This is a genomic window from Streptomyces sp. NBC_00637, from assembly GCF_045161545.1.
In the GTDB taxonomy this organism is placed as follows: Bacteria; Actinomycetota; Actinomycetes; order Streptomycetales; family Streptomycetaceae; genus Streptomyces.
This window is the reverse complement of sequence record NZ_CP109046.1, coordinates 4,096,415-4,116,101: the sequence shown is the minus strand read 5'-3', so window position 1 is coordinate 4,116,101 and position 19,687 is coordinate 4,096,415. Positions and strand designations below refer to the sequence as shown.

The 19,687-nt window shown below is 74.5% G+C and carries 17 protein-coding genes; 11 read left to right on the top strand and 6 right to left on the bottom strand.

All coding sequences use genetic code 11. The annotated features are described in order from the left end of the window. Position 1: 1 nt before the first annotated feature. The gene (locus OG440_RS17965; RefSeq protein WP_406007838.1) at positions 2-784 is read right to left on the bottom strand and encodes an alpha/beta fold hydrolase; all 783 of its coding nucleotides are present in this window, start codon (positions 782-784) and stop codon (positions 2-4) included. A 196-nt stretch (positions 785-980) separates the two neighbouring features. Between OG440_RS17965 and OG440_RS17960 the strand changes: the two genes are divergently transcribed. Continuing rightward, positions 981-2,384, top strand: a complete 1,404-nt coding sequence (locus OG440_RS17960) for a PLP-dependent aminotransferase family protein (protein WP_406007837.1) — start codon at positions 981-983, stop codon at positions 2,382-2,384. Here the strand turns inward: OG440_RS17960 and OG440_RS17955 are convergent. Beyond that, positions 2,281-3,189: a hypothetical protein gene (locus OG440_RS17955; RefSeq protein ID WP_406007836.1), complete on the bottom strand. Its 909-nt coding sequence runs from the start codon at positions 3,187-3,189 to the stop codon at positions 2,281-2,283. The genes OG440_RS17960 and OG440_RS17955 overlap by 104 nt on opposite strands. Positions 3,190-3,355: 166 nt before the next feature. Here OG440_RS17955 and OG440_RS17950 point away from each other — a divergent pair, with 166 nt between their 5' ends. Next, complete coding sequence (locus OG440_RS17950; RefSeq protein ID WP_406007835.1) at positions 3,356-3,892, top strand: SH3 domain-containing protein; 537 nt, start codon at positions 3,356-3,358, stop codon at positions 3,890-3,892. An 88-nt stretch (positions 3,893-3,980) separates the two neighbouring features. Here the strand turns inward: OG440_RS17950 and OG440_RS17945 are convergent, their stop codons facing one another. Beyond that, positions 3,981-4,427: a hypothetical protein gene (locus OG440_RS17945; RefSeq protein ID WP_406007834.1), complete on the bottom strand. Its 447-nt coding sequence runs from the start codon at positions 4,425-4,427 to the stop codon at positions 3,981-3,983. 159 nt (positions 4,428-4,586) lie between these two features. Here OG440_RS17945 and OG440_RS17940 point away from each other — a divergent pair, with 159 nt between their 5' ends. The 6 genes from OG440_RS17940 to OG440_RS17915 all read left to right on the top strand — a co-directional run bounded on the left by OG440_RS17940 (position 4,587) and on the right by OG440_RS17915 (position 12,199). After that, the gene (locus OG440_RS17940; protein WP_406007833.1) at positions 4,587-5,951 is read left to right on the top strand and encodes a PP2C family protein-serine/threonine phosphatase; all 1,365 of its coding nucleotides are present in this window, start codon (positions 4,587-4,589) and stop codon (positions 5,949-5,951) included. 78 nt (positions 5,952-6,029) lie between these two features. Beyond that, positions 6,030-7,613, top strand: a complete 1,584-nt coding sequence (locus OG440_RS17935; RefSeq protein ID WP_406007832.1) for a hypothetical protein — start codon at positions 6,030-6,032, stop codon at positions 7,611-7,613. Between the two features lie 434 nt (positions 7,614-8,047). Then, positions 8,048-9,391, top strand: coding sequence for a helix-turn-helix domain-containing protein (locus tag OG440_RS17930; RefSeq protein ID WP_406007831.1), 1,344 nt, complete (start codon positions 8,048-8,050; stop codon positions 9,389-9,391). Between the two features lie 76 nt (positions 9,392-9,467). After that, entirely contained in the window at positions 9,468-10,502 is a 1,035-nt protein-coding gene (locus OG440_RS17925) for a permease (protein WP_406007830.1), read from the top strand. Next, the gene (locus OG440_RS17920) at positions 10,499-11,383 is read left to right on the top strand and encodes a TIGR03943 family putative permease subunit (protein ID WP_406011383.1); all 885 of its coding nucleotides are present in this window, start codon (positions 10,499-10,501) and stop codon (positions 11,381-11,383) included. Before OG440_RS17925 ends, OG440_RS17920 begins: the two co-directional genes overlap by 4 nt. 84 nt (positions 11,384-11,467) lie before the next feature. Next, positions 11,468-12,199: a GAF and ANTAR domain-containing protein gene (locus tag OG440_RS17915; protein ID WP_406007829.1), complete on the top strand. Its 732-nt coding sequence runs from the start codon at positions 11,468-11,470 to the stop codon at positions 12,197-12,199. A gap of 51 nt (positions 12,200-12,250) precedes the next feature. Here the strand turns inward: OG440_RS17915 and OG440_RS17910 are convergent, their stop codons facing one another. Then, positions 12,251-13,036 carry a hypothetical protein gene (locus OG440_RS17910; RefSeq protein WP_406007828.1) on the bottom strand — a complete coding sequence of 262 codons (786 nt, stop codon included), beginning with the start codon at positions 13,034-13,036 and terminating at the stop codon, positions 12,251-12,253. A gap of 359 nt (positions 13,037-13,395) precedes the next feature. Between OG440_RS17910 and thrS the strand changes: the two genes are divergently transcribed. Then, positions 13,396-14,772, top strand: coding sequence for a threonine--tRNA ligase (gene thrS, locus OG440_RS17905; RefSeq protein ID WP_406007827.1), 1,377 nt, complete (start codon positions 13,396-13,398; stop codon positions 14,770-14,772). A gap of 88 nt (positions 14,773-14,860) precedes the next feature. Further along, a complete protein-coding gene (locus tag OG440_RS17900; RefSeq protein ID WP_406007826.1) occupies positions 14,861-15,820 on the top strand; it encodes a nucleoside hydrolase in 960 nt (319 codons plus the stop codon). Between the two features lie 182 nt (positions 15,821-16,002). Here the strand turns inward: OG440_RS17900 and OG440_RS17895 are convergent, their stop codons facing one another. Continuing rightward, positions 16,003-16,971, bottom strand: a complete 969-nt coding sequence (locus OG440_RS17895; RefSeq protein ID WP_406007825.1) for an LAETG motif-containing sortase-dependent surface protein — start codon at positions 16,969-16,971, stop codon at positions 16,003-16,005. 268 nt (positions 16,972-17,239) lie between these two features. Here OG440_RS17895 and OG440_RS17890 point away from each other — a divergent pair, with 268 nt between their 5' ends. Beyond that, positions 17,240-18,886, top strand: coding sequence for a glycoside hydrolase family 13 protein (locus tag OG440_RS17890; protein ID WP_406007824.1), 1,647 nt, complete (start codon positions 17,240-17,242; stop codon positions 18,884-18,886). Positions 18,887-19,077: 191 nt separating this feature from the next. Here OG440_RS17890 and OG440_RS17885 read toward each other — a convergent pair whose 3' ends face one another. Next, positions 19,078-19,332 carry a hypothetical protein gene (locus OG440_RS17885; protein WP_406007823.1) on the bottom strand — a complete coding sequence of 85 codons (255 nt, stop codon included), beginning with the start codon at positions 19,330-19,332 and terminating at the stop codon, positions 19,078-19,080. Between the last annotated feature and the right edge of the window lie 355 nt (positions 19,333-19,687).

Here is a 19,687-nt window from a genome sequence, read left to right as displayed (position 1 = left end):
GCTACGCCCCGGTCTTCGCCAGGAACTCCGCCAACACCCTGTTGAACTCGCCCGCCCGCTCCAGGTTCGGCAGGTGGGCCGCGCCGGCCACGATCCGCAGCTCGCCGTGCGGGAGTGCCGCGTGCATCGCCTCCGCGTCCGAGACCGGGGTGTAGGTGTCGTCCTCGCCGACCACGACCAGGGCGGGGACGCCGACACGGGTCAACACGGGCCGGTAGTCGGGGCGTTCGGCCCGGCCGCGCAGTGCGGCGGCGGCGCCCTCGGGGGACGTCGACGTCATCATGCGGTGGACGTGGGCCTTGACCTCGGGGGTCGCGTAGGGGGCGACCATCTTCTCCAGGACCTCGTCGGCGTAGCCTCGCATGCCCTCCGCGAGCAGCCGGTCGGCCATCTCGTCGCGCGCCAGTCTGCCGTCGGGGGTCTCCGGGGCGGGGAAGGTGTCGGCGAGGACCAGGCCCCGGACGCGGTCGGGGAACTGCCGGTAGACGTCCATCGCGATCTGGCCGCCCATCGACAGCCCGGCCAGGACGAAGTTCTCCACCTTCAGCTCGTCCAGGAGCGCCACGATGTCGCGGGCGAAGTCGGAGAGCAGGGTGATGCCGGGGACCACCGGGGACGCGCCGTAGCCGCGCAGGTCGGGGGCGATCACCCGGCGGGTGGGGGAGAACGCCTCGATCTGCGGGGCCCACATGGTGCGGTCGAAGGGGTGGCCGTGGACGAGGACGAGGGGGAGCGCCGGGGGCGAATCCACACCTTTGTCCTCGAATGCGAGGAAGGGTGCCATGGGGCGACGGTAGGGCGGCCCGACCTGTCGGTGCAATAAGATCTTTGCTCTCGGTGCAATCTCGACCAGGGGCATCGCGGGTATCGCGGGTGACGCGGGCACCCCGTACCCGCAGGCACCCGTACCCGCAGGCACCGCAGGCACCCCAAGGGCACCGCAGGCGTCGCGGCAACGAGGGAAAGGTTGCGACACCCCTATGGCCGACTTCCGGCTCATCGCCGACCGCATCGCCGGTGACATCGCCGCCGGGCGGCTCCGCCCGGGCCAACAGCTGCCCCCGCAGCGGTGGTTCGCCCGGCGGCACCGCATCGCGCCCTCGACGGCCGGACGGGTCTACGGCGAACTCGTGCGGAGGGGGCTCGTGGTGGGCGAGGTGGGGCGCGGGACCTTCGTGCGGGCCGCGCCGGCCGTCGCGCAGGGGCGGGCGCTCGTCGAGACGGCCACCTCCGCGCCCGTCAACCTGGAGCTCAACTACCCCTCGGCGGCCGGGCAGTCGGAGCTCCTCGCGGCCTCCCTCGCACCGCTGCTGCGGACCGATGTGCTGACCCAGGCCATGCGTCCGGGCGCCGCCGACGGGACGGCGGCCGCCCGCGAGAGTGCCGCCCGGCTGCTCGCCCTGCCCGGCTGGCGGCCGGAGCCCGCGCAGCTGCTGTTCACCGGCAACGCCCGGCAGGCCATCACCGCCGCCCTCGCCTCCCTGGTCCGGCCGGGCGGCCGGGTCGGGGTGGAGGAACTGACGTATCCGCTGGTCAAGGAGATGGCCGGCCGGCTGGGGGTGGTGCTCGTCCCGCTCGCGGGCGACGCGGAAGGAGTACGGCCGGACGCCGTGGCCGCCGCCCATCGCACGGCCCCGCTCGCCGCCCTCTACCTTCAGCCGACGCTGCACAATCCGACGTCCTCGACCATGAGCGAGCGGCGGCGGCACGAACTGGGCCGTCTGGTCGTCGCGTCGGCGCTGCCGGTCGTCGAGGACCGCATCTGGTCCTTCCTCCGTCCGGACGCCGCGGCGTTCGCCGCGCACGCGCCCGGGCTCACCCACGTCGTCGACGGGTTGTCCAAACGGGTCGCGCCGGGGCTGACCGTCGGCTTTCTCGTCGTACCGCGCGACCGGGTGGACGCCGTGGCGGCGGCTGTGCGGTCCGGTGGGTGGAGCGCGGGACGGTTCGCGCTGGAGGCGGCCGTGCGGTGGGCGGAGGACGGGGTGGTGCGGCGGCTCGTCGAGGCGAAGCGGGCGGACGCGGCCCGCCGGCAGGCGATCCTCACCGAGCACCTCACCGAGCACCTCACCGAGCACGTCACCGGGCACCTCACCGCGAACCTCGGCGGGCGGCTCGCGGGGGGCGCGGTCCGGACCGCTCCGGGCGCCTACTTCGCCTGGTGGGAGCTGCCCGCGCCGTGGCGGGCCGACACCTTCACCGCGGCCGCCGCCGCGCACGGCATCGCCGTGACCCCGGGGACGGCGTTCGCCGTCGACCCGCACCGCACCCCGAACGCCGTCAGGCTCGGACTCGCGTCGGCTCCGGAGGGGGAGTTGGCACGGGCGTTGCGCACACTCGCCGCCGTCGCAGCAGCCGGGCCGCCGGGGAGGACCGGCGGATGAGCCAGCTCGCGGCCGCCACCGTCAGGCCCAGCGCGAGCAGCAGCCAGGACGCCGTCCGCAGGGTGGCGGTGAGGGCGTCGTACACCGCGCCCGCGGCCGGACGGTGGGCCTCGTCGGGGAGGTCGGAGAGGGTCAGGCGGCGGGCGAGCGCGACGGCGAGACCCAGCAACGCGCCGCCCAGGGCGGTGCCGAGGGCCGTCGCCGTGACGGCCCGGCGGCGGGAGACCGCCACGGAGATGCCGGCCACCGCGAACACGACGGCTGCCAGGGGCAGCCAGAAACCGGCTACGTCGAGCACGTGGTAGCCCTTCCGGAGAGCGGCCAGTCCAGCTGGCGGGAGGAGTGCGACGCGGGTGTGCTCCACCGGCACGCGGTCGGCGAACGGCACGTGGTCGGCGGTCAGTTGACGCTTGAGCGGGGTGGTGACGGTCGCGAGGTCCACGGTCACCGGGCGGGAGTCGCGGTCGGCGCTGTCGTCGTTCAGCGCTCTCATCACGGCCGTGTGGGCCGCCTCGTTGCCCGCGTCCCAGGCCGTGCGGTAGGCGCGGGTCGCGGTGAAGGAGCGGACCGCGTCCCGCAGGAAGAGCGGGTTCATCCCGGCCTCGCGTGCCACGCCGTCACCCACCGTGTCCGCGACGGCGTTCCGTACGGCGGGGTCGGAGGCGAGCGGCGCCATCGTGGCGACGTAGCCGCGGGTGTCGGTCAGGCCGTACGCCGCCCAGGCCGCGAGCGTGCCGAACGGCACGAGCAGGCAGGACAGCGCGACGAGGACGGCCGAGACGGCGGTCCGCAGGCTTGGGGACACCCTTCCAGGCAACGGGGTCGGGGCCGGGAACGCGAGCCCATGACGGCCGTCCGGGTGGCGCCCCATCAGCGCCCCGGAGAGGCCCGCGCGGCGCCCTCGCGGCCTCCTCCGGTGGAGGGTTCACCCGAACGGGTGTTTCCTGGAGCTGGGGAGAAGGAGGTCGATCATGCGCACCACTTTGGCCCTGCGGACTCTGGCCGCAGCCCTGCTCACCGGTGGCACCCTCGCCGGCACGGCACTGGGAACCACGGCGGCCGCGGCCCCTCCGACCAGCGGCGGCGACGGCAACGGCTCGATCCGGGGCACCGTCGTCTCCCGCTCCGAGCTGAGTGTGCGACAGGAACCCACCACCCGCTCGTCCGTCGTCGCGACCCTCGCGCCCGGCAGCCATGACCGTGTGCAGTGCGTGGTCAAGGGGCAGAGCGTCGACGGCAACCCGGACTGGTACTGGCTCTTCGGCGCCCAGGGCTGGGCCAGTGCCGCCTTCGTGGACACCGGCGGCGTGCGCGTGCCCGACTGCGCCGATCCGTGCCCGCGGTGGAAGAACGGCGACTGGACCAACTGGGACGACCCCTTCACCAACAGCGCGTTCGGCGTCTCGGCCTCCGGGACGTTCAGCTTCTCCGGCTCCTGGAGCTTCAGTGCCACCGGGACATCAGGAACCTCGTCGGGCGACTGGGAGTGGGTCCCGGTCGGCCGGTGAGTGGAGGGATGAGGGAAAGCACGGGCCCCGGCGTACAACGCCGGGGCCCGTGTACGTCCTGAGGCGGACGCTGTCGGTGGCTGTCGGTTCAGCGGATACGGTGTCCCTCCGCGTCCTCGTGCGTGTAGAAGCGGTAGAAGAGCGTCACGAAGACGCCCGCCGCGACCGCCAGCGACATCCCCACGGAGCGCAGGATGCTCTCGCCGGTCACGCTGTACATGAAGCCGAAGGCGCAGCCGGCGAACGCCGTCCACAGCAGGGCGTGCAGCTCGCGCCGCATGTGGGGGGCCAGGGCGTGGATGCCCCTCCACAGCAGCGCGAACACGAGCGCGCTCACGAAGCCGAGCAGAAGGTTCCAGCCGGTGATGGGGCCTCCGGAGCGGCTGTTGGCCGCGACCCAGTAGCCGTAGACGAGCCCGAGTGCCACGGGGGCCGCCCACGCCGCGGTCCGGTGGGCGCGTTCGCTGAAGACGTCGGGTGTACGGGTCCGTACGGACGGGGTCCGTACGCCTGACGCGGGTGCCGCATGAGCCATGAGAGGACTCCTCTCTCCTCGCCCCCGTCTTCCAGGGCACACCTGGGCGGGGACGGTGGCAAGTCGGGTGCACCGGGTTTCGCGCTCGGGATCACCGCGGGCGGATCCGTGCGCGGGTTCCCGGATGCGGAGGGTGGGCCCCCGTGTTTCGCTGACCTCATGGAGTCCGGCGGTCACGGCCTGCTCGACCGCTATCCGCGGGCCCGGCGCCGGGATGTCCTGCAACGGCACCAACTGCTCCAGATCCGGGGCCGCAGCGTCACCTGGCTGGTGCCGCTGGTGATGCTCGTCGCCATCACCTACGCCGACTTCAACACCACCGGCGAGTTCCGCATCGTCTCCTGGTGCGTCTTCGTCGCCGCCATCGCCGCCGCGCTCTGCGGGGTGTGGACGACGGCGCTCTTCGCGGCGCTCGCCCTGCTCACGTACACCCTGAGCGACGCCGCCTGGCCGTCCGAGTACCGCGAGGGCGCGGCCGACTTCGTGCTGGTGCTCGTCGGCGGGGTGCTGTCCGTGCTCGCCGCGTCGGTGCGGGTGCGCGGCGAGCGGCGGATGGTGCACATGATGGACATCGCCGAGACGACGCGCCGTACGGTGCTGCGTCCGCTGCCGCCGCGCTGGGGCGGCCTCGACCACGCGGCGGTCTATCTGGCCGCCGACGCCGAGGCCCGGGTGGGCGGCGACTTCTACGACATCCAGCCCGGCCCGCACGGCACCCGGATCCTCCTCGGCGACGTCCAGGGCAAGGGGCTGGGCGCGGTGGAGGCGGCCGCCGCGCTGCTGGGCACCTTTCGCGAGGCCGCGTACCACGAGGCGGATCTGGCGGCCGTGGCCGACCGGCTGGAGACCCGGATGCGACGGCACCGTGCGCACACGGCGGCCCTCGGGTGGGCGGACGGCGACCGCTTCGCCACGGCCGTACTGATCGCGTTCCCCCGGCGCGGGAACGGGGACGGGGACGGGCGCGGGCGCGGGGACGGCGACAGCGACAGGGGCGTGGGCGCAAGCGGGACCGAGGGAGTGCGGGACGGCCGGACGGCCGTGGGGGAGCGGGGCGTGGTGGAGATCGTCGGATTCGGGCACGAGCCGGCGCTCGCGGTCGGCGGCCCGGAGGGGGTGCGAACCCTGCCGAACGGCGAGGGACTGCCCCTCGGACTCGGTGAACTCGTCGCCCGGGACGACGGGCTCCCGCCGGTGCTGCGGGTGGCCGTGGCGCCCGACGAGACGTTGCTGCTGGTCACCGACGGGGTGACGGAGGCGCGGGACCGCGCCGGTGCGTTCTATCCGCTGGCCGAGGAGGTCGCCGCGGCCCTCGAACGCGATCCGCGGACGGCGCAGCCGGGCCGGCTGGTGGCCTTCGTCCGGGACGGCACGCTGCGGCACTGCCGGGGGCGTCTCGCCGACGACACGACGGTCTTCGCGGTGCGGCCCGTGCCGCCCGGGACGCCCGGGCCGCCTGTACCGCCCGTACCGCCCGGGACGGCGTCCGACGAAGGCCCCGTGGAGGGACGTTTGCAGGGCTGAGGCTCCCCTTTGCACCCGCAGCGGTTACGGTGCTGAGGTACGTGATCGACAGGGGAGGGCACCATGCGGGAGGGGACCATGCCCGGGACCGTGCTGCTGCTCGCGGCCTCGCCCATGGGCAAGGGATGTCTGGTGGACGCGGCCTCCGTGCTCCCCGTGCTCGCCGCCGTGCCGCCTCCCGTGCTGGCCGGCACCGACACCGCGAACGTCGTCGAACTCGCCGATCCGCTGGATCCCCAGGCCGTCCTCACCCGGCTGCGGGCCGCCGCGGTGGCCCCCGGCCCGCTCACCCTGTTCGTCACGGGCCAGCTCCAGCTCGACCGGCGGCAGCGGCTGCCCCACCTGGCGCTCGCCCGTACGACTCCCCCGACCGTGCGGTACACGGCGTTCCCGTGGCACTGGTTCCGCGAGGAGCTGCGCCTGCGGGCGCCGGGTTCCACGACCGTGGTGCTCGATCTGCGCGCGGACCCCGAGACGTGGGACTGGCTGCGGGCGAACGCCCTGGACTGCGGTCCCGCGGCCGCCGTCTACGGGCGGATCGCGCCGCCGCCGGGCCGCCGGGCCGTCGCCGCGCCGTCGTACATGAGGGCGGTCGCGACGATACTGCGCAGCGGCGGCCGTCCGGCCGTCGACCGCCTGCACCAGGCGGCGCTGGCCCGCATCGCGGGCGACGGCGAGGTGGGCGACCTGGTGCTCACCGCCTCCGGCGGACCTGTCGCCCCGGCGGCGCCCGGCGCCTTCCGCGCCCCTGCCGCGGCCACGGGCGTACCGCTCGCCCGGACGGCCCTTGAAGCCTTCGGCGCGCCCGTCGGCTCGGGTGCGCCTCTCGACCCGGGCGTAGTTCTCGACCCGGCGGTATCCGAAACTTCCGGTATGCCGGCCGGCTCGGCGGCGACCCTGACCCCTGCGGTGGCCGGCGCCTTCGGCGTGCCGGCCGGCTCGGGCGCGCCCCTTGCTCCGGTGCTTCCGGTGGCCGCCGGTGTACCGGTCGGCTCCGCCGCGTGGGCCGCCGCGCCCGCCGTCTCGGACACGTCCCCCGTCTCGGACGCGTCCCCCGTCTCTCACGTGTCCCCCGACTCGGACGTGTCCGCCGTCCCCCTCGCTGCGGAGGCTGCCCGCCCCCGGATTCCCGGGCCGGCGGCTCCGGCGTCCGGGGCGCGTGCGGCCGGGGTGGTCGCGTCCGTGGTGCCCGCGTCAGGGGTGGCCGGTGTGTCCTCGGGCGGGCCGGAAAGACGTGACTCCGATCCGCACGTCGCCATCTCCACGGCCGTGCGGGACGGGCGGCATGCCGAGGCCGACGTGCTGGCCGCGCGGCTTCAGGAGGAGGCCGCCCTCGCGCGCGGAGCCGGGTCGGAGGAGGCGCTGCACTGGGGTGAGGTGCGGGCGGATCTGGCGATGTTCGCGGGGGACGCCGAGCGCAGTTGCCGCACGTGGATGGCGGTCGCCGCCGCCCGGCTGGAGGCCGGGCAGCCGGCCGACGCGCCCGCCGTGGAGGCGGCGGTCGACCGGGCGCACCACCAGTGGGGACGGATCCCCGACGTGCCGCGGGCCCGCGCCCTGGGCCCCGCGATCGCACAGCTGCGCGGCCGGGTGCCGGGCCGCCGCGAGGGCGCGCTCGACCACGTCCGGCAACAGCTGCGGCAGCTCCGGACCCAGGGCTGAGCCGCCCCGGCGGTGGGGGCGTAGCGGACGCGCCGTACCGACGCGCCCGTTCCGACCGAGCACGTGTCGACCGAGCACGTGGCGGCCGGTGTGCGACCGGAAGGTCTCCGGCGGCAGGTTCTAGCGGTGTCCCGGTGTCTCGGGCCGGGCCGACGGGGAGGGCGGGCCGGCGTCCGTCGCTCTGGCCGGGCCCGCGTTGGCCGCGGTGATCAGGGCCGTCACGGCCAGGAGCGCCGCGGCGACGGCCCTGGCATAGGGCGCGGAAGGGCGTGCGGAAGGGCGTGCGGAAGGGCGTCCGTGCACGGCTACCTCGCAACGTCGGCGACTGCGATACTCACGTCAGCCAGCTATTAAGCATGCTTAACTCGCCGTTTAACCTAGGGGCTGCGATAGTCCAACGGCAAGAGGCATAGGGGTCGTTGGGGGAGTCGGACGTGGGAGAGCGGGACGAACCGGAGGTCGTCGGTCGCCGGGTGCAGCGGTTGCGGGTCGAACAGGGTCTGACACAGCGGCAGTTGGCGGAGCCGACGTACACCCCCGCCTATGTCTCCACCCTGGAGGCCGGCCGGGTGCGGCCCTCCGACGAGGCGCTCAAGCACATCGCCGAGCGGCTCGGCGTGGACTTCGAGGAGCTGGCGACCGGCCGGCCCGCCCGTCTCGTCACCGACCTGCGGCTCCGGCTCACCGAGGCCCAGCGGGCGCTGGCCACCGGGGCGGCCGAGGAGGCGGCGCTCCAGTACACCGCGCTGCTCGCGGAGGCGCGGGAGCACGGGCTGGCGGAGGAGGAGGCCACCGCGCTGCTCGGCCTCGGCGAATGCGGGATCGATACCGGGGACCTGGACACGGCCCTGCGCTGCTTCGAGCGGGCCGAGGCCGCTCTCGCGCACGCGCCGCTCCCCGCCCGGGTCCCCGCCCTGCGCGGCCGCGCCGTCGCCCACTACCTCGCCGGTGAACTCCGTTACGCCGTCTACCTGCTGGAGTCCACGCTCGACGAGCTCAACCGGGGCGGCCTGCACGACCCCGACGCGCTGCTCCTCCTCTATGCGTCCGTCATCGGCCCGTACATGGACATGGGCGCCCAGGCCCGCGCCGCGCAGGCCGCCGAGTTCGCCCTCGCCCTCGCGCCCCAGGCCGGCGACCCCGCCCTGGTCGCCCGGATGCACCGGTCGGTCGCCCGCACCCTGCTCGCCGAGGGCCGTCTCGTGGAGGCCGACGCCTCGCTGGCCAAGGCGTCCGAGCTCTACCGGCAGCTCCAGCTCCGTACCGAACTCGCCAACTGTCACTGGATGCGCGGCTACGTCTACGCCCAGAACGGCGAACTGGAGCGCGCCGAGGACGAGTTGAAGCAGGCTCAGGCCATGCTCTCCGCGCAGCGCGCCGCCCTCTACAGCAGCCAGGTCGCGGTCGAGCTGGCCGACGTCCTGCACCGGCGGGGCAAGTCGGAGGAGGCCGCCGCGCTGCTGCACACCGTGCTCGGTGATCTGTCGCCCGAGCGCGGCGCCGTGCACTCGGCGGGGGCGCACCGGCTGCTCGGGATCATCGCCGAGGACGCCCGCGACACGGAAGCGGCGGAGGAGCACTACGTGCGCGCGCTCAGCCTGCTGGAGCGGGCGGGCGCCGCGGGGGACCTCGCCGATCTCTGCCGGATGCTGGGGGACCTGCTGCGGCGTACGGGGCGGGTGGAGGCGGCGCTCGACGCGTACCGGACGGGGCTCGGCCACCGTACGGCGCCGGGGACCACGACGCTGGGCCCGGCGCCCGCCCAGCCGCCGCTCTAGCGTTCCCGCGTCCGTCTCCGTCTCCGTCTCCGCCCCCGCCTCCGCTTCCCGGGCCGTCCGAGGTCACAGCGTCCTCATGGTCAGGGGCGTTAGCGTGCGCCGCGTGGAGAACCAACGGACGGTGGCCGACGGCCTGCGGGTCGTCGTGCGCGCGTCCGTGTACGCCGTGCTCGGCGGTGTCGCGCTCCTCGCCATCGCGACGGTCGTGTCCGTGCTCGGACCGACGCTCGCGCTCGACCTCTACACACCGCCGGTGGCGGCCTGGTGGACGGTGTTCACCGCCGTCGCCGTCCAGGGAGTGCCGTTCCTCCTCCTCGGTACGGTCGTCTCGGCGGCGATCGGCGCGTTCGTGCCGGAGCGGGTGTTCCGGCGGCTCCTGCCGCGCAACCCGGCGCTCGCCGTGCCGGTGGCCGGTATCGCCGGGGCGGTGCTGCCCGGCTGCGAGTGCGCGTCCGTGCCGGTGGCCGGGAGCCTGATGCGGCGCGGGGTCGCCCCGGCGGCCGCCCTCGCCTTCCTGCTCTCCGCGCCGGCGATCAATCCGGTGGTGCTCGTCGCGACCTCGATCGCCTTCCCCGGGCAGCCGGAGATGGTGGCGGCCCGGTTGGTCGCCTCGCTGGGCACCGCCGTGGTGATGGGCTGGCTGTGGGCGCGGTTCGGGAACGAGAAGTGGCTGCGGCTGCCGGGGCGCGGCACCCCGTCGGACCACGCCACCGGGCCGCGCGCCTTCCTCACCGGTCTTCAGCACGACTTCCTGCACGCGGGCGGCTTCCTGGTGCTGGGCGCGGCGGCCGCGGCGACCTTCGACATCGCCGTCCCGCGCTCGGTCCTCGACGTCTTCACCGGGTCGCCCTGGCTCGCGGTGCCGCTGCTGGCCGTCCTGGCCGTGGTGCTGTGCGTGTGCAGCGAGGCCGACGCCTTCGTCGCCGCCTCCCTGAGCGCCTTCCCGGCCACCGCGCGGCTGGCGTTCATGGTGGTGGGTCCGATGGTGGACCTGAAGCTGCTCGCCCTCCAGGCGGGCACCTTCGGCCGGTCCTTCGCCGTCCGGTTCGCGTCGGCGACCTGGGTGGTGGCCGTGGCCGCCAGTGTTCTCGTGGGGTGGTGGCTGCTGTGAGGCGGTTCGGACCGGCGGCGCTGCTTCTCCTGACGGGCGGGGCGGTCCTGCGGATCACCCTCTTCGGCGACCTGTACCTGCGCTACGTCCAGGCGGGCCTGCGGCCCTACCTGATCGTGTCGGGGGTCGCCCTGGTGCTGCTGGGCGTCGTGACGGCGGTCCTGCGTCGCCGCCCGCACGACCCGCACGACCCGCACGAGGACGGCGACCACGCGGACGGCGACCACGCGGACGGCGACCAGGACGCGACCCACCTGGGTGCCGAGCACGAGGACGACGACGGGTACGCCGGTCATGAGGGTCATGAGGGTCATGAGGGTCATGAGGGTCATGAGGGCCTCGAGGGACACGAGGGACACGAGGGACATTCCCACGGTCCCGCCGGGCCCCGCGTTGCCTGGCTGCTCACCCTCCCGGCCCTGGCCCTGCTCCTCTTCCCGCCCCCGGCCCTCGGCTCCTACAGCGCCGGCCGCGAGGCCGCGCAGCGGGCCGCGCAGGGCGTCGGCACCTTCCCGGCGCTCCCGGCGGGGAACCCGGTCCGGCTGACGGTCGCCGAGTTCGGCTCGCGCGCGATCTACGACAGCGGTCGCTCGCTGAAGGGCCGTACGGTCCGTCTGACCGGCTTCGTCACCCACGGCGACGACGGCGCCTGGTACGTCACCCGCCTTCTCGTCACCTGCTGCGCCGCCGACGCCACCACCGGCAAGGTCGAGATCCGGGACGCGGACGACGACGTCCTGCCCGCCGACACCTGGGTCACCGTCACCGGCACCTGGCGCCCGAAGGGCAGCCTCGGTTCCGACGTGGCCTGGCCGCCCGCCCTGGACGCGGCCACGGTCACCCGGGTGAAACAGCCCGCGGATCCGTACGAGAAGCCGTAGTCGAGACCGGTTCCGCCGGTGGGCGAGGGGTACCCGGCGCACCACGAGAGGTGCAGCGGCCCACCGGCGGAGGTGATGGCGGTGATGACCATGGGCCGCCGGGATCGGGACCGGGTCGCCGAGGTCATCGCCGAGGAGACGCGGGGCGCGGGTCCGCGGGAGGTGCCGCAGCGGCTGTGCGACGCCGTGCTGAAGCTGCTGCCGGTGAGCGGGGCCGGCGTGTCGCTGCGCGGCGACGGGATGCCGGTGCCGCTGAGCGCGAGCGGTGAGCAGGCCGCGTCCGTGATGGAGTTGCAGGTCACCCTGGGGCACGGCCCCTGCCTGGAGGCGGCCGAGACGGGTGCGGTGGTCTCCGCCCCGGACCTGATGTCCGGCCGGGACGCCTCCCGCTGGCCGGTGTTCGCCCAGCAGGCGGCGGCCCTGGGGGTGCGGTCGGTGTACGCGTTGCCGCTGGGCGACCGCGCGGTGTGCGTGGGGACCCTCGACCTCTACCGGGACAGGCCGGGCGAGTTCGCCGCCGACGAGGTCCGCACCGCGCGGGCGGTGGCCGAGATCGTGACGGAGGTGCTGGTGGCGCTGCCCCGGGCCTGGTCGGACGACCCGGACGAGGCCGGTCACTGGCTCAGCCCGCTGGCCACCGACCACGACGACGTGTACCGGGCCGTCGGGATGGTCATGGCCCAGCTCGGTGTCGCCGCGGACGAGGCGCTGTCCCTGCTGCGCGGCCACGCCTTCGCCAAGAGCCGTACGGTGCTGGAACTGGCCCACGAGGTGGTCGCCCTGCGCATGCGCCTCGACGACGACCCGCCCCTGTGACGCCTCGGCCCCGTACCCCGCCCGGACCTTCCTCGCCGCCCCTGTGACGCCTCAGACCCGTACCTTCCCCTGCTGTCTGACGTCGGCCAGCCGTCGGACGCCGAGTTGGACGGCCGCCTGGGTCGCCGCGTTCGGCGCGTCGTTGAGCCCGCCGTTGGTGAGGGCGAAGGAGTCCTCGCCGGCCCGGACGGCGGCGACGTCCAGGGTGAGGGCGGTCGGGTCGCCGCCGGGGTTCTTCTCGGCCGTCGCCCAGATCGTCAGGGTCACGCGCAGGCCCTGCCGGGCGTCGCCCACCTCCGGCAGCGGCAGCTCGGAGACCTGCGCGTCCAGCACGGTGTCGCCGGTCGCCTTCGCCGCGAACCGGGCGCACTTCTGCGGCATCGTCTTCAGCCAGGCCAGCTTTGCGTCGACGTCCGCCGGACGGCTGCCGCTGAGCTGGTAGCGCAGCTGGGCGCCGGCGTCCGGATCGTCGAGTCCGACGACCGCGCGGGCGGGGCCGCCGAGCAACTCGTCGGCGTACAGGGCGTCGAGGAGTTTCTGGCAGTCGGGGGTGGAGGTGGTCGCCTTGAGCATGCCGTCCCGCCAGGTGGCGGCCCCGTGGGTCGGGGTCCAGGGCGCGCCGAGGTCGGTCTCGGTGATGAGGGCGGCGCGGGCCTGCGCCTCGGTGAGGACGGGCGAGGTGGTCGGCGCGGTGGGTCGGGCCGAGGACCGCTCGACGGTCGGGGTGGCCGGGGCGGCGGTCGGCGGATGCTCCAGACCGAGGGTGGCGCAGCCGCTGGTGAGGGCGGCGACGGTGACCAGGAGAAGCGTGGAGGCCAGGGCGGTGGGACGAGCCATCGGGGGGTGCCTCCAGGAGTGCGCGCGGGTGCCTCCTCTCACGGCAACACCGGTGCCGCGACCCGACCAGCGCGGCGGGCCGTACGGGTTACCGGCGTTGCTGCGGGCGGGTGGCGCGCTCGGGTGGTGACGGCCGCGCGGGCCCGAGGCGGGGGGCAGGCGCGGGAAAACGCGTCGCCGCGCGCGAGGTGCCGTTGCTACGGTCGTCGGCATGAAGCGCGCCCAGCCGTCCCTCACGACGACGCCGGACCCCGTCCCGGCGCGCTGATCCACGAACTGGATGCCGAAGCCCCGGGGCGAGTGCCCCGGGGCTTCGACATGCCCTGGCCCCTCGCCCCTCCCCGACCGAGGGAGCCCCCGTGAACGACCAAGTCCACAAGCAGGACCGGGACCACGACCAGAAGCGGGACCACGACCAGGACCGGGACCACGACGAGGACCGGAACCATGACCACGCTCCGGAGCCCGGCCACGGCCAGCGCCACGGCCACGGCCACGGCCAGAACCAGAACCAGAACCAGAACCATGACCACCGGCGGCTCGGCCGCGAGCTGGGCCTGTTCGACACCGACCCCCTGATGGGCGCGGGCCTGCCGTACTGGCTGCCCGACGGGGCGGTGGTACGCCACGCGCTGGAGGAGTACGTCCGGCAGGCCGAGCGCGCCGCCGGCTACCGGCACGTCTACTCGCCGGTGCTCGGCAAGCGCGAGCTGTACGAGATCTCGGGTCACCGGGACCACTACGCCGAGGACATGTTCCCGCCGATGGAGCTGGGGGCCGAGCAGGTCGTGCTGCGTCCCAGCCTCTGCCCCCACCACGCGCTCATCTACCGGTCCCGCTCCCGCAGTTACCGCGAACTACCGCTCCGTATCGCCGAGTTGGGTGGCATGTATCGCTCCGAGCCGTCGGGGGTGCTCGGCGGGCTGACCCGTGTACGGGCCATCCAGCTCAACGACGCGCATATCTTCTGCACCCTGGAGCAGGCCGCGGAGGAGGCCGGGGACGCGCTGGAGCTCATCGGCCGCGCCTATGCGGACCTGGGGATCCGCCCGGCCCGCTACCGGCTCTCCCTGCCGGGCGAGGGCGGCAAGTACGTCGCCGATCCGGAGCTGTGGCGGCGGGCCACCGACCTGCTCCGGCAGGTACTCCGGCAGGTGGGCGTCGCCTACGAGGCGGTGGAGGGCGAGGCCGCCTTCTACGGTCCGAAGATCGACGTACAGATCACCGACCGCGCGGGCCGCGAGGCGACCCTCTCCACCGTCCAGATCGACTTCCATCAGCCCGAACGCTTCGACCTGCACTACATCGGCGCCGACGGGGCGAGGCACCGCCCGGTGATGGTGCACCGCAGCGTCATCGGCAGCGTGGAACGGGCCGTGGCCCATCTCCTCGAGGAACACGGCGGCGCGTTCCCCGTGTGGCTGGCGCCGGTCCAGCTGGTCGTGCTGCCGGTGTCGCAGGCGCAGGAGGAACAGGCGGCGGAGCTGGTGCGGAGGGCGCTGGCGGCCGGGCTGCGGGCGGAGTGCGCCGGGCCGGACCGGGGCAGTCTCGGGGCCCGGGTCCGGGCGGCGCGGCTGGTGCCGTACCAGGCGGTGATCGGGGAACGGGAGGCACGGGACGACCTGGCGGCCGTCCGGCTGCGCGACGGCCGCCGCCCGGGGGCGTTGCCCGCCGGGGAACTGCTCCGCCGGATCGGGGAGCGGGCGGCGGCACGCGGGACCGGGCTGTGGGCGTGAACGCGCCCGCGCCCACGGGGACGGTGGCCGGGAACGCGCCCGCATAGGGTCGGGGTGACGGCGACCGTGGTGCGGAAGGAGTCCGAAGGTGACCGAGCAGCCCATCCCCGTGATCATCGACTGCGACACGGGTGTCGACGACGCCCTCGCCCTGCTCTTCGCCGTACGCCATCCCGGCCTGGATGTGCGGGCGGTGACGTGTGTGGCCGGGAACACGGACGTGGACGGCGTGGTCCGCAACACGCTGACCGTGCTGGAGTACGCGGGCGCCGGGGACATCCCGGTCGCCCGGGGTGCCGAGCGGCCGCTGATCGAACCGGTCCGCACGGCGGGGCATGTGCACGGCCAGGACGGCATGGGCGACCTGGGTCTGCCCGCCCCGACCCGCAGGCCGGTCGACGTGGACGCGGTCGAGTTGCTGCGCCGCGAGATCCTGGCCTCTCCGCGCCCGGTCACCCTCATCCCCACCGCCCCGCTGACGAACATCGCCCTGCTGCTGCGCACCCACCCGGAGGTGACCCGCAACATCGAGCGGATCGTCTTCATGGGCGGCGCGGTGACGACCGGGAACGCCACGCCGGTCGCGGAGTTCAACGTGTGGCACGACCCGGAGGCGGCCGCGATCCTGCTCACCGCGGGTGTGCCGATGACCATGTACGGGCTGGACGTCTTCAAGCGGGTCCTGGTGCCCGCGGCGGACGTGGCGCGGCTGCGGGCGAGCGCGGAGCCGCGTCTGCGGCTGGCCGGCGAACTCCTCGCGCACCGCGACCCGGCCACCTCCGGCGACCCCACGCCCACCGGCGGTCTCGGCGACGCGGGCGCGGTCTGCGCGGTGGTCGACCCGGCGGGCCTGACCACCGAGCTCCTCCCGGTGGAGGTCTCGCTGGCCCCCGGCCCGGCCCGCGGCCAGACGGTCGTCGACCGCCGCCCGCGTCCCGGCGAGTCCGAGATCCACGAGGGCGTACGCGAACAGACCCTCGTGGACGTGGCGTTGGACGTGGATGTGGAGCGCTACGTCAAGCTGTGGCTGACGGTGGTGGAGGGCTAGCTCCGGAAGCCGAGGCCTCCTCGGGCGATCGGTCTCCTGAAGCCCCGCGACGGCGAACGCGGGCCTGGGGAGTCTCCCCCGGGCCCGCGTCGTACAGCCGCATCAGCCGTGCCGGCCGTATCAGCCGTGCCGGCCGTATCAGCCGCGTCGGCCACCTGGGCCGTGTCAGCCGTGCCGGCGTATCAGCCGCGCAGGGCCTTGCGGCGCCGCGTCGCGACGACGATCGCCGCGCCGCCCGCCAGCAGCGCGGCCGCGCCGCCCGCGATCAGCGGGGTGTTGCCGTCCGCGCCGGTCTCGGCGAGGTCACCGCCGCCACCGTTCGGCGTGGGGGCCGGCGCGTCGGTCGACTCGGACGCGGACGGCGTCGGCGTGCCCGACTCCGACTCCGGGGCGGACGGCGACGGAGACGCGCTCTCGGACGCCGACTCGGAGGGCTCCGACGGCTTCGTCGGTTCCGACGGGGTCGAGGCGGACGGCGAGGGCGACGAGCCGCCCCCGGCCGGCGGGGACGACGGCGGCTGCTCGGTGACCGTGCAGTCCTTCGTGCCGCCGTTCCAGGCCGCGATCAGCTTGTCCTTGATGACCGGGCGGTCCGGCCCCTTGGGCAGGTCACCGTGGACGAAGCCGTCCTTCGCGTCGAGCTCGCCGTCGAACTTGACCGCGCCCCGGTAGAGGTCGATCTGCGCGTAGCAGCCCGCGTCGGGCACCGCGATGTCGAGGGTGTCGGTCTGGCCGGGCTTGACCGTCACGCTGTCGAAGTCGACGAAGACCTGCTCGCCGGACGTGTCGAAGCCGGGGCCGTGGGCGAGGTAGGAGGCGAGGGAGGCGGTGCACGTCGACGCGTCGCCGGCCGCGCGGACCGTGACGTGGATCTTGCCGTCCCCGGTCGGCCTGAGGTTCTGGTCGTCGACCCGGACCGAGTCGTAGAAGTGCGTGCCGTCGAGCGAGAACTGGCAGCGGTCGGTGCCCGTCTCGGTGCCCGCGCCCGTCCCCGGCTGGTACTGGCCGCCGGACTTCCAGCCGTCGCCGCCGGGCGTGCCGGTACCGGCGAAGGCGCCGGAGGCGGCGGCGACGGAAGCGGCGCACAGGGTGAGCGAAGCGGCGCCCGTCCCCAGCAGGCGGCGCACGGTGACACGTCTCGCTATGGACATGCGAATCCATTCTTGGCGAATGCCAGGACTCATCGGCCGGGGGTGGAGCGGCCGGGGCTGATTGGTCAGATCAGAAGAAGAAACACCAGGCCCTCCGGTCACAGGGGCCACAGTGTGGGCTCATAGTCATGCGGACCGCCGACCGCTGTCAACCTGCGTCAAACCTCGGGGAGTTCAAGATTCCGTCACTTCTTCACCACGTGTGGAATGATCCACTCCGAACGGCCCGCACGTTCGCTTTCCGGGCACAATGGACAGACTTCCGTTCATGACCGACTTCTCCTCCCACCGCCCCGACTGGTGGCGCCAGGCCGTCGTCTACCAGGTCTATCCGCGCAGTTTCGCGGACGCCGACGGCGACGGGCTCGGGGACCTGCGCGGGGTCACCGACCGGCTGCCGCACCTGGCCGGCCTCGGCGTGGACGCCCTCTGGCTCTCCCCGTTCTACCCGTCCGAGCTCGCCGACGGCGGCTACGACGTCGCCGACCACCGGGACGTGGACCCGCGCCTGGGGTCCCTGGCCGACTTCGACGCGCTGGCCGCCGAGGCCCACCGCCTCGGCCTGAAGGTGATCGTCGACCTCGTCCCCAACCACACCTCCCACCAGCACCTCTGGTTCCGGGAGGCGCTGGCCGCCGGTCCCGGCTCCCCGGCCCGCGGGCGTTACGTCTTCCGCGACGGACGCGGCCCGAGCGGCGAACTCCCGCCCACCGACTGGCAGTCGGTCTTCGGCGGCAGCGCGTGGCAGCGGGTCCCCGACGGCCAGTGGTACCTGCACCTATTCGCCCGTGAGCAGCCCGACCTGAACTGGGACCACGAGGAGGTCCGCGAGGACTTCCGCACCACCCTGCGCTTCTGGTCCGACCGGGGTGTCGACGGCTTCCGCGTGGACGTGGCCCACGCCCTCGCCAAGGACCTCACCGACCCTCTCCGAGACCTGGGCGCGGACCTCGTGGGCGAGGACGCCCTCGCCCATCTGCCCCCCGGCACCCACCCCTTCTACGACCGCGACGAGGTCCACGAGATCTACCGCGACTGGCGCCGCGTCCTCGACTCCTACACCCCGCCCCGCACGGCCGTCGCCGAGGCCTGGGTCCCGGGCGCCCGGCGGGCCCTCTACGCCCGCCCCGAGGAACTGAACCAGGCGTTCAACTTCGAGTATCTCCAGGCGGGCTGGGACGCCGAGACGATCCGTACGGTCGTCACGGACTCGCTGGCCACCGCCCGCGCCGTCGGGGCGTCCGCCACCTGGGTCCTCTCCAACCACGACGTCCTGCGCCACCCCTCCCGTCTGATGCTGCCGCCGGGCACGGACGACAACACCTGGCTCCTCTCGGGCGGTCACGCCCCGCGCGTCGACGAGGCGGCCGGTCTGCGCCGGGCCCGCGCGGCGACCCTGCTGATGCTGGCGCTGCCGGGATCCTCGTACGTCTACCAGGGCGAGGAGCTGGGTCTGCCCGAGGTCGCCGACCTGCCCGTCGAGGTGCTCCAGGACCCGCTCTGGGAGCAGACGGGCCGGGTCCGCAAGGGCCGCGACGGCTGCCGGGTGCCGCTGCCGTGGACGACGACGGGAGCCTCGTACGGCTTCGGCGCGGCCGGGGCCTGGCTGCCGCAGCCGCCGTACTTCGCGCGGTACGCCGTCGAGGCCCAGGAGGGGGTGCAGGGCTCCACCCTGGAGCTCTACCGCACGGCCCTGCGCCTGCGCCGCAAGCTGCTCGACGGCGAGGAGCTCGGCTGGCTGCGGGACGACGTCCCGCCGGGCGTGCTGGCCTTCGCCCGGCACGACGGCTGGCGGTGCGTGACCAACCTGTCGGACGCGCCGGTGCCGTTGCCGCCGGGCGAGGTCCTGCTGAGCAGCGTCCCCCTCGACGGTGACGGGCGGCTGGGTCCCGACACCACGGTCTGGCTGGCCTAGAGGGCCCCTGCCGGGTCCGCAACGCCCACCCGGCGGCCCGGAAATCCGGCCGGGCGCCGAGCGGGTTCCGAACCGGGGCCGAAGGAGAAGTGAAACATTCCGGTCCGCGCACCACGTCTGTCGAGAGTGAGGCACATGATTCCTCGTGTGCCCGAAGTGCCTCTCTGAGGAGGACAGTTGCGCGGAAGACATCATGGTCCCGGCAAGGTCGTCATGGCGGCGGCGCTCGCGCTGGCCGCGGGAACGGCAGGCGCGCTGCCGGCCGCCGCGGCCCCGCCGGCGGCCGGGGCGGCCGCCGCCGCGGGGACGCCCTCCGGCGCCCCCGCCACCCACTGGATCACCCTGATCACGGGTGACCGGGTGGGCGTGAGCGCGGCGGGCGAGCCGGTCCGGATCGTGCCCGGCGAGGGCCGCGAGCACATACCCGTGAGGATCGAGAGAACCAAGGAGCACACCCTGGTGCTCCCGCTCGACGCCCGGCCGCTCCTGGAGGCGGGCCAGGTCGACGAGCGGCTGTTCGACCTCGGGGAACTGGACGCCGCCGCGTACCGCGAGCGCCATGCGGCGGCCACCGGGCTGATCGTGAGCTACCGCGAGTCCTCCGCGGGCACGGCCGCCGTCGGCGCGGCCCGGAGCCTGAAGTCCGCGTTGCGCGCGGACGGCGGGGCGAAGGTCCGCCGCTCCCTGCCCCGGATCGGTGCCGAGGCGCTCACCGTGCCCGACGCCTCGGCGGGAGACGTCTGGAAGACCCTGACCCGGCCTTCTGGCGCGGCCCGGAGCGGACAGCGTGCCGCCGACCCC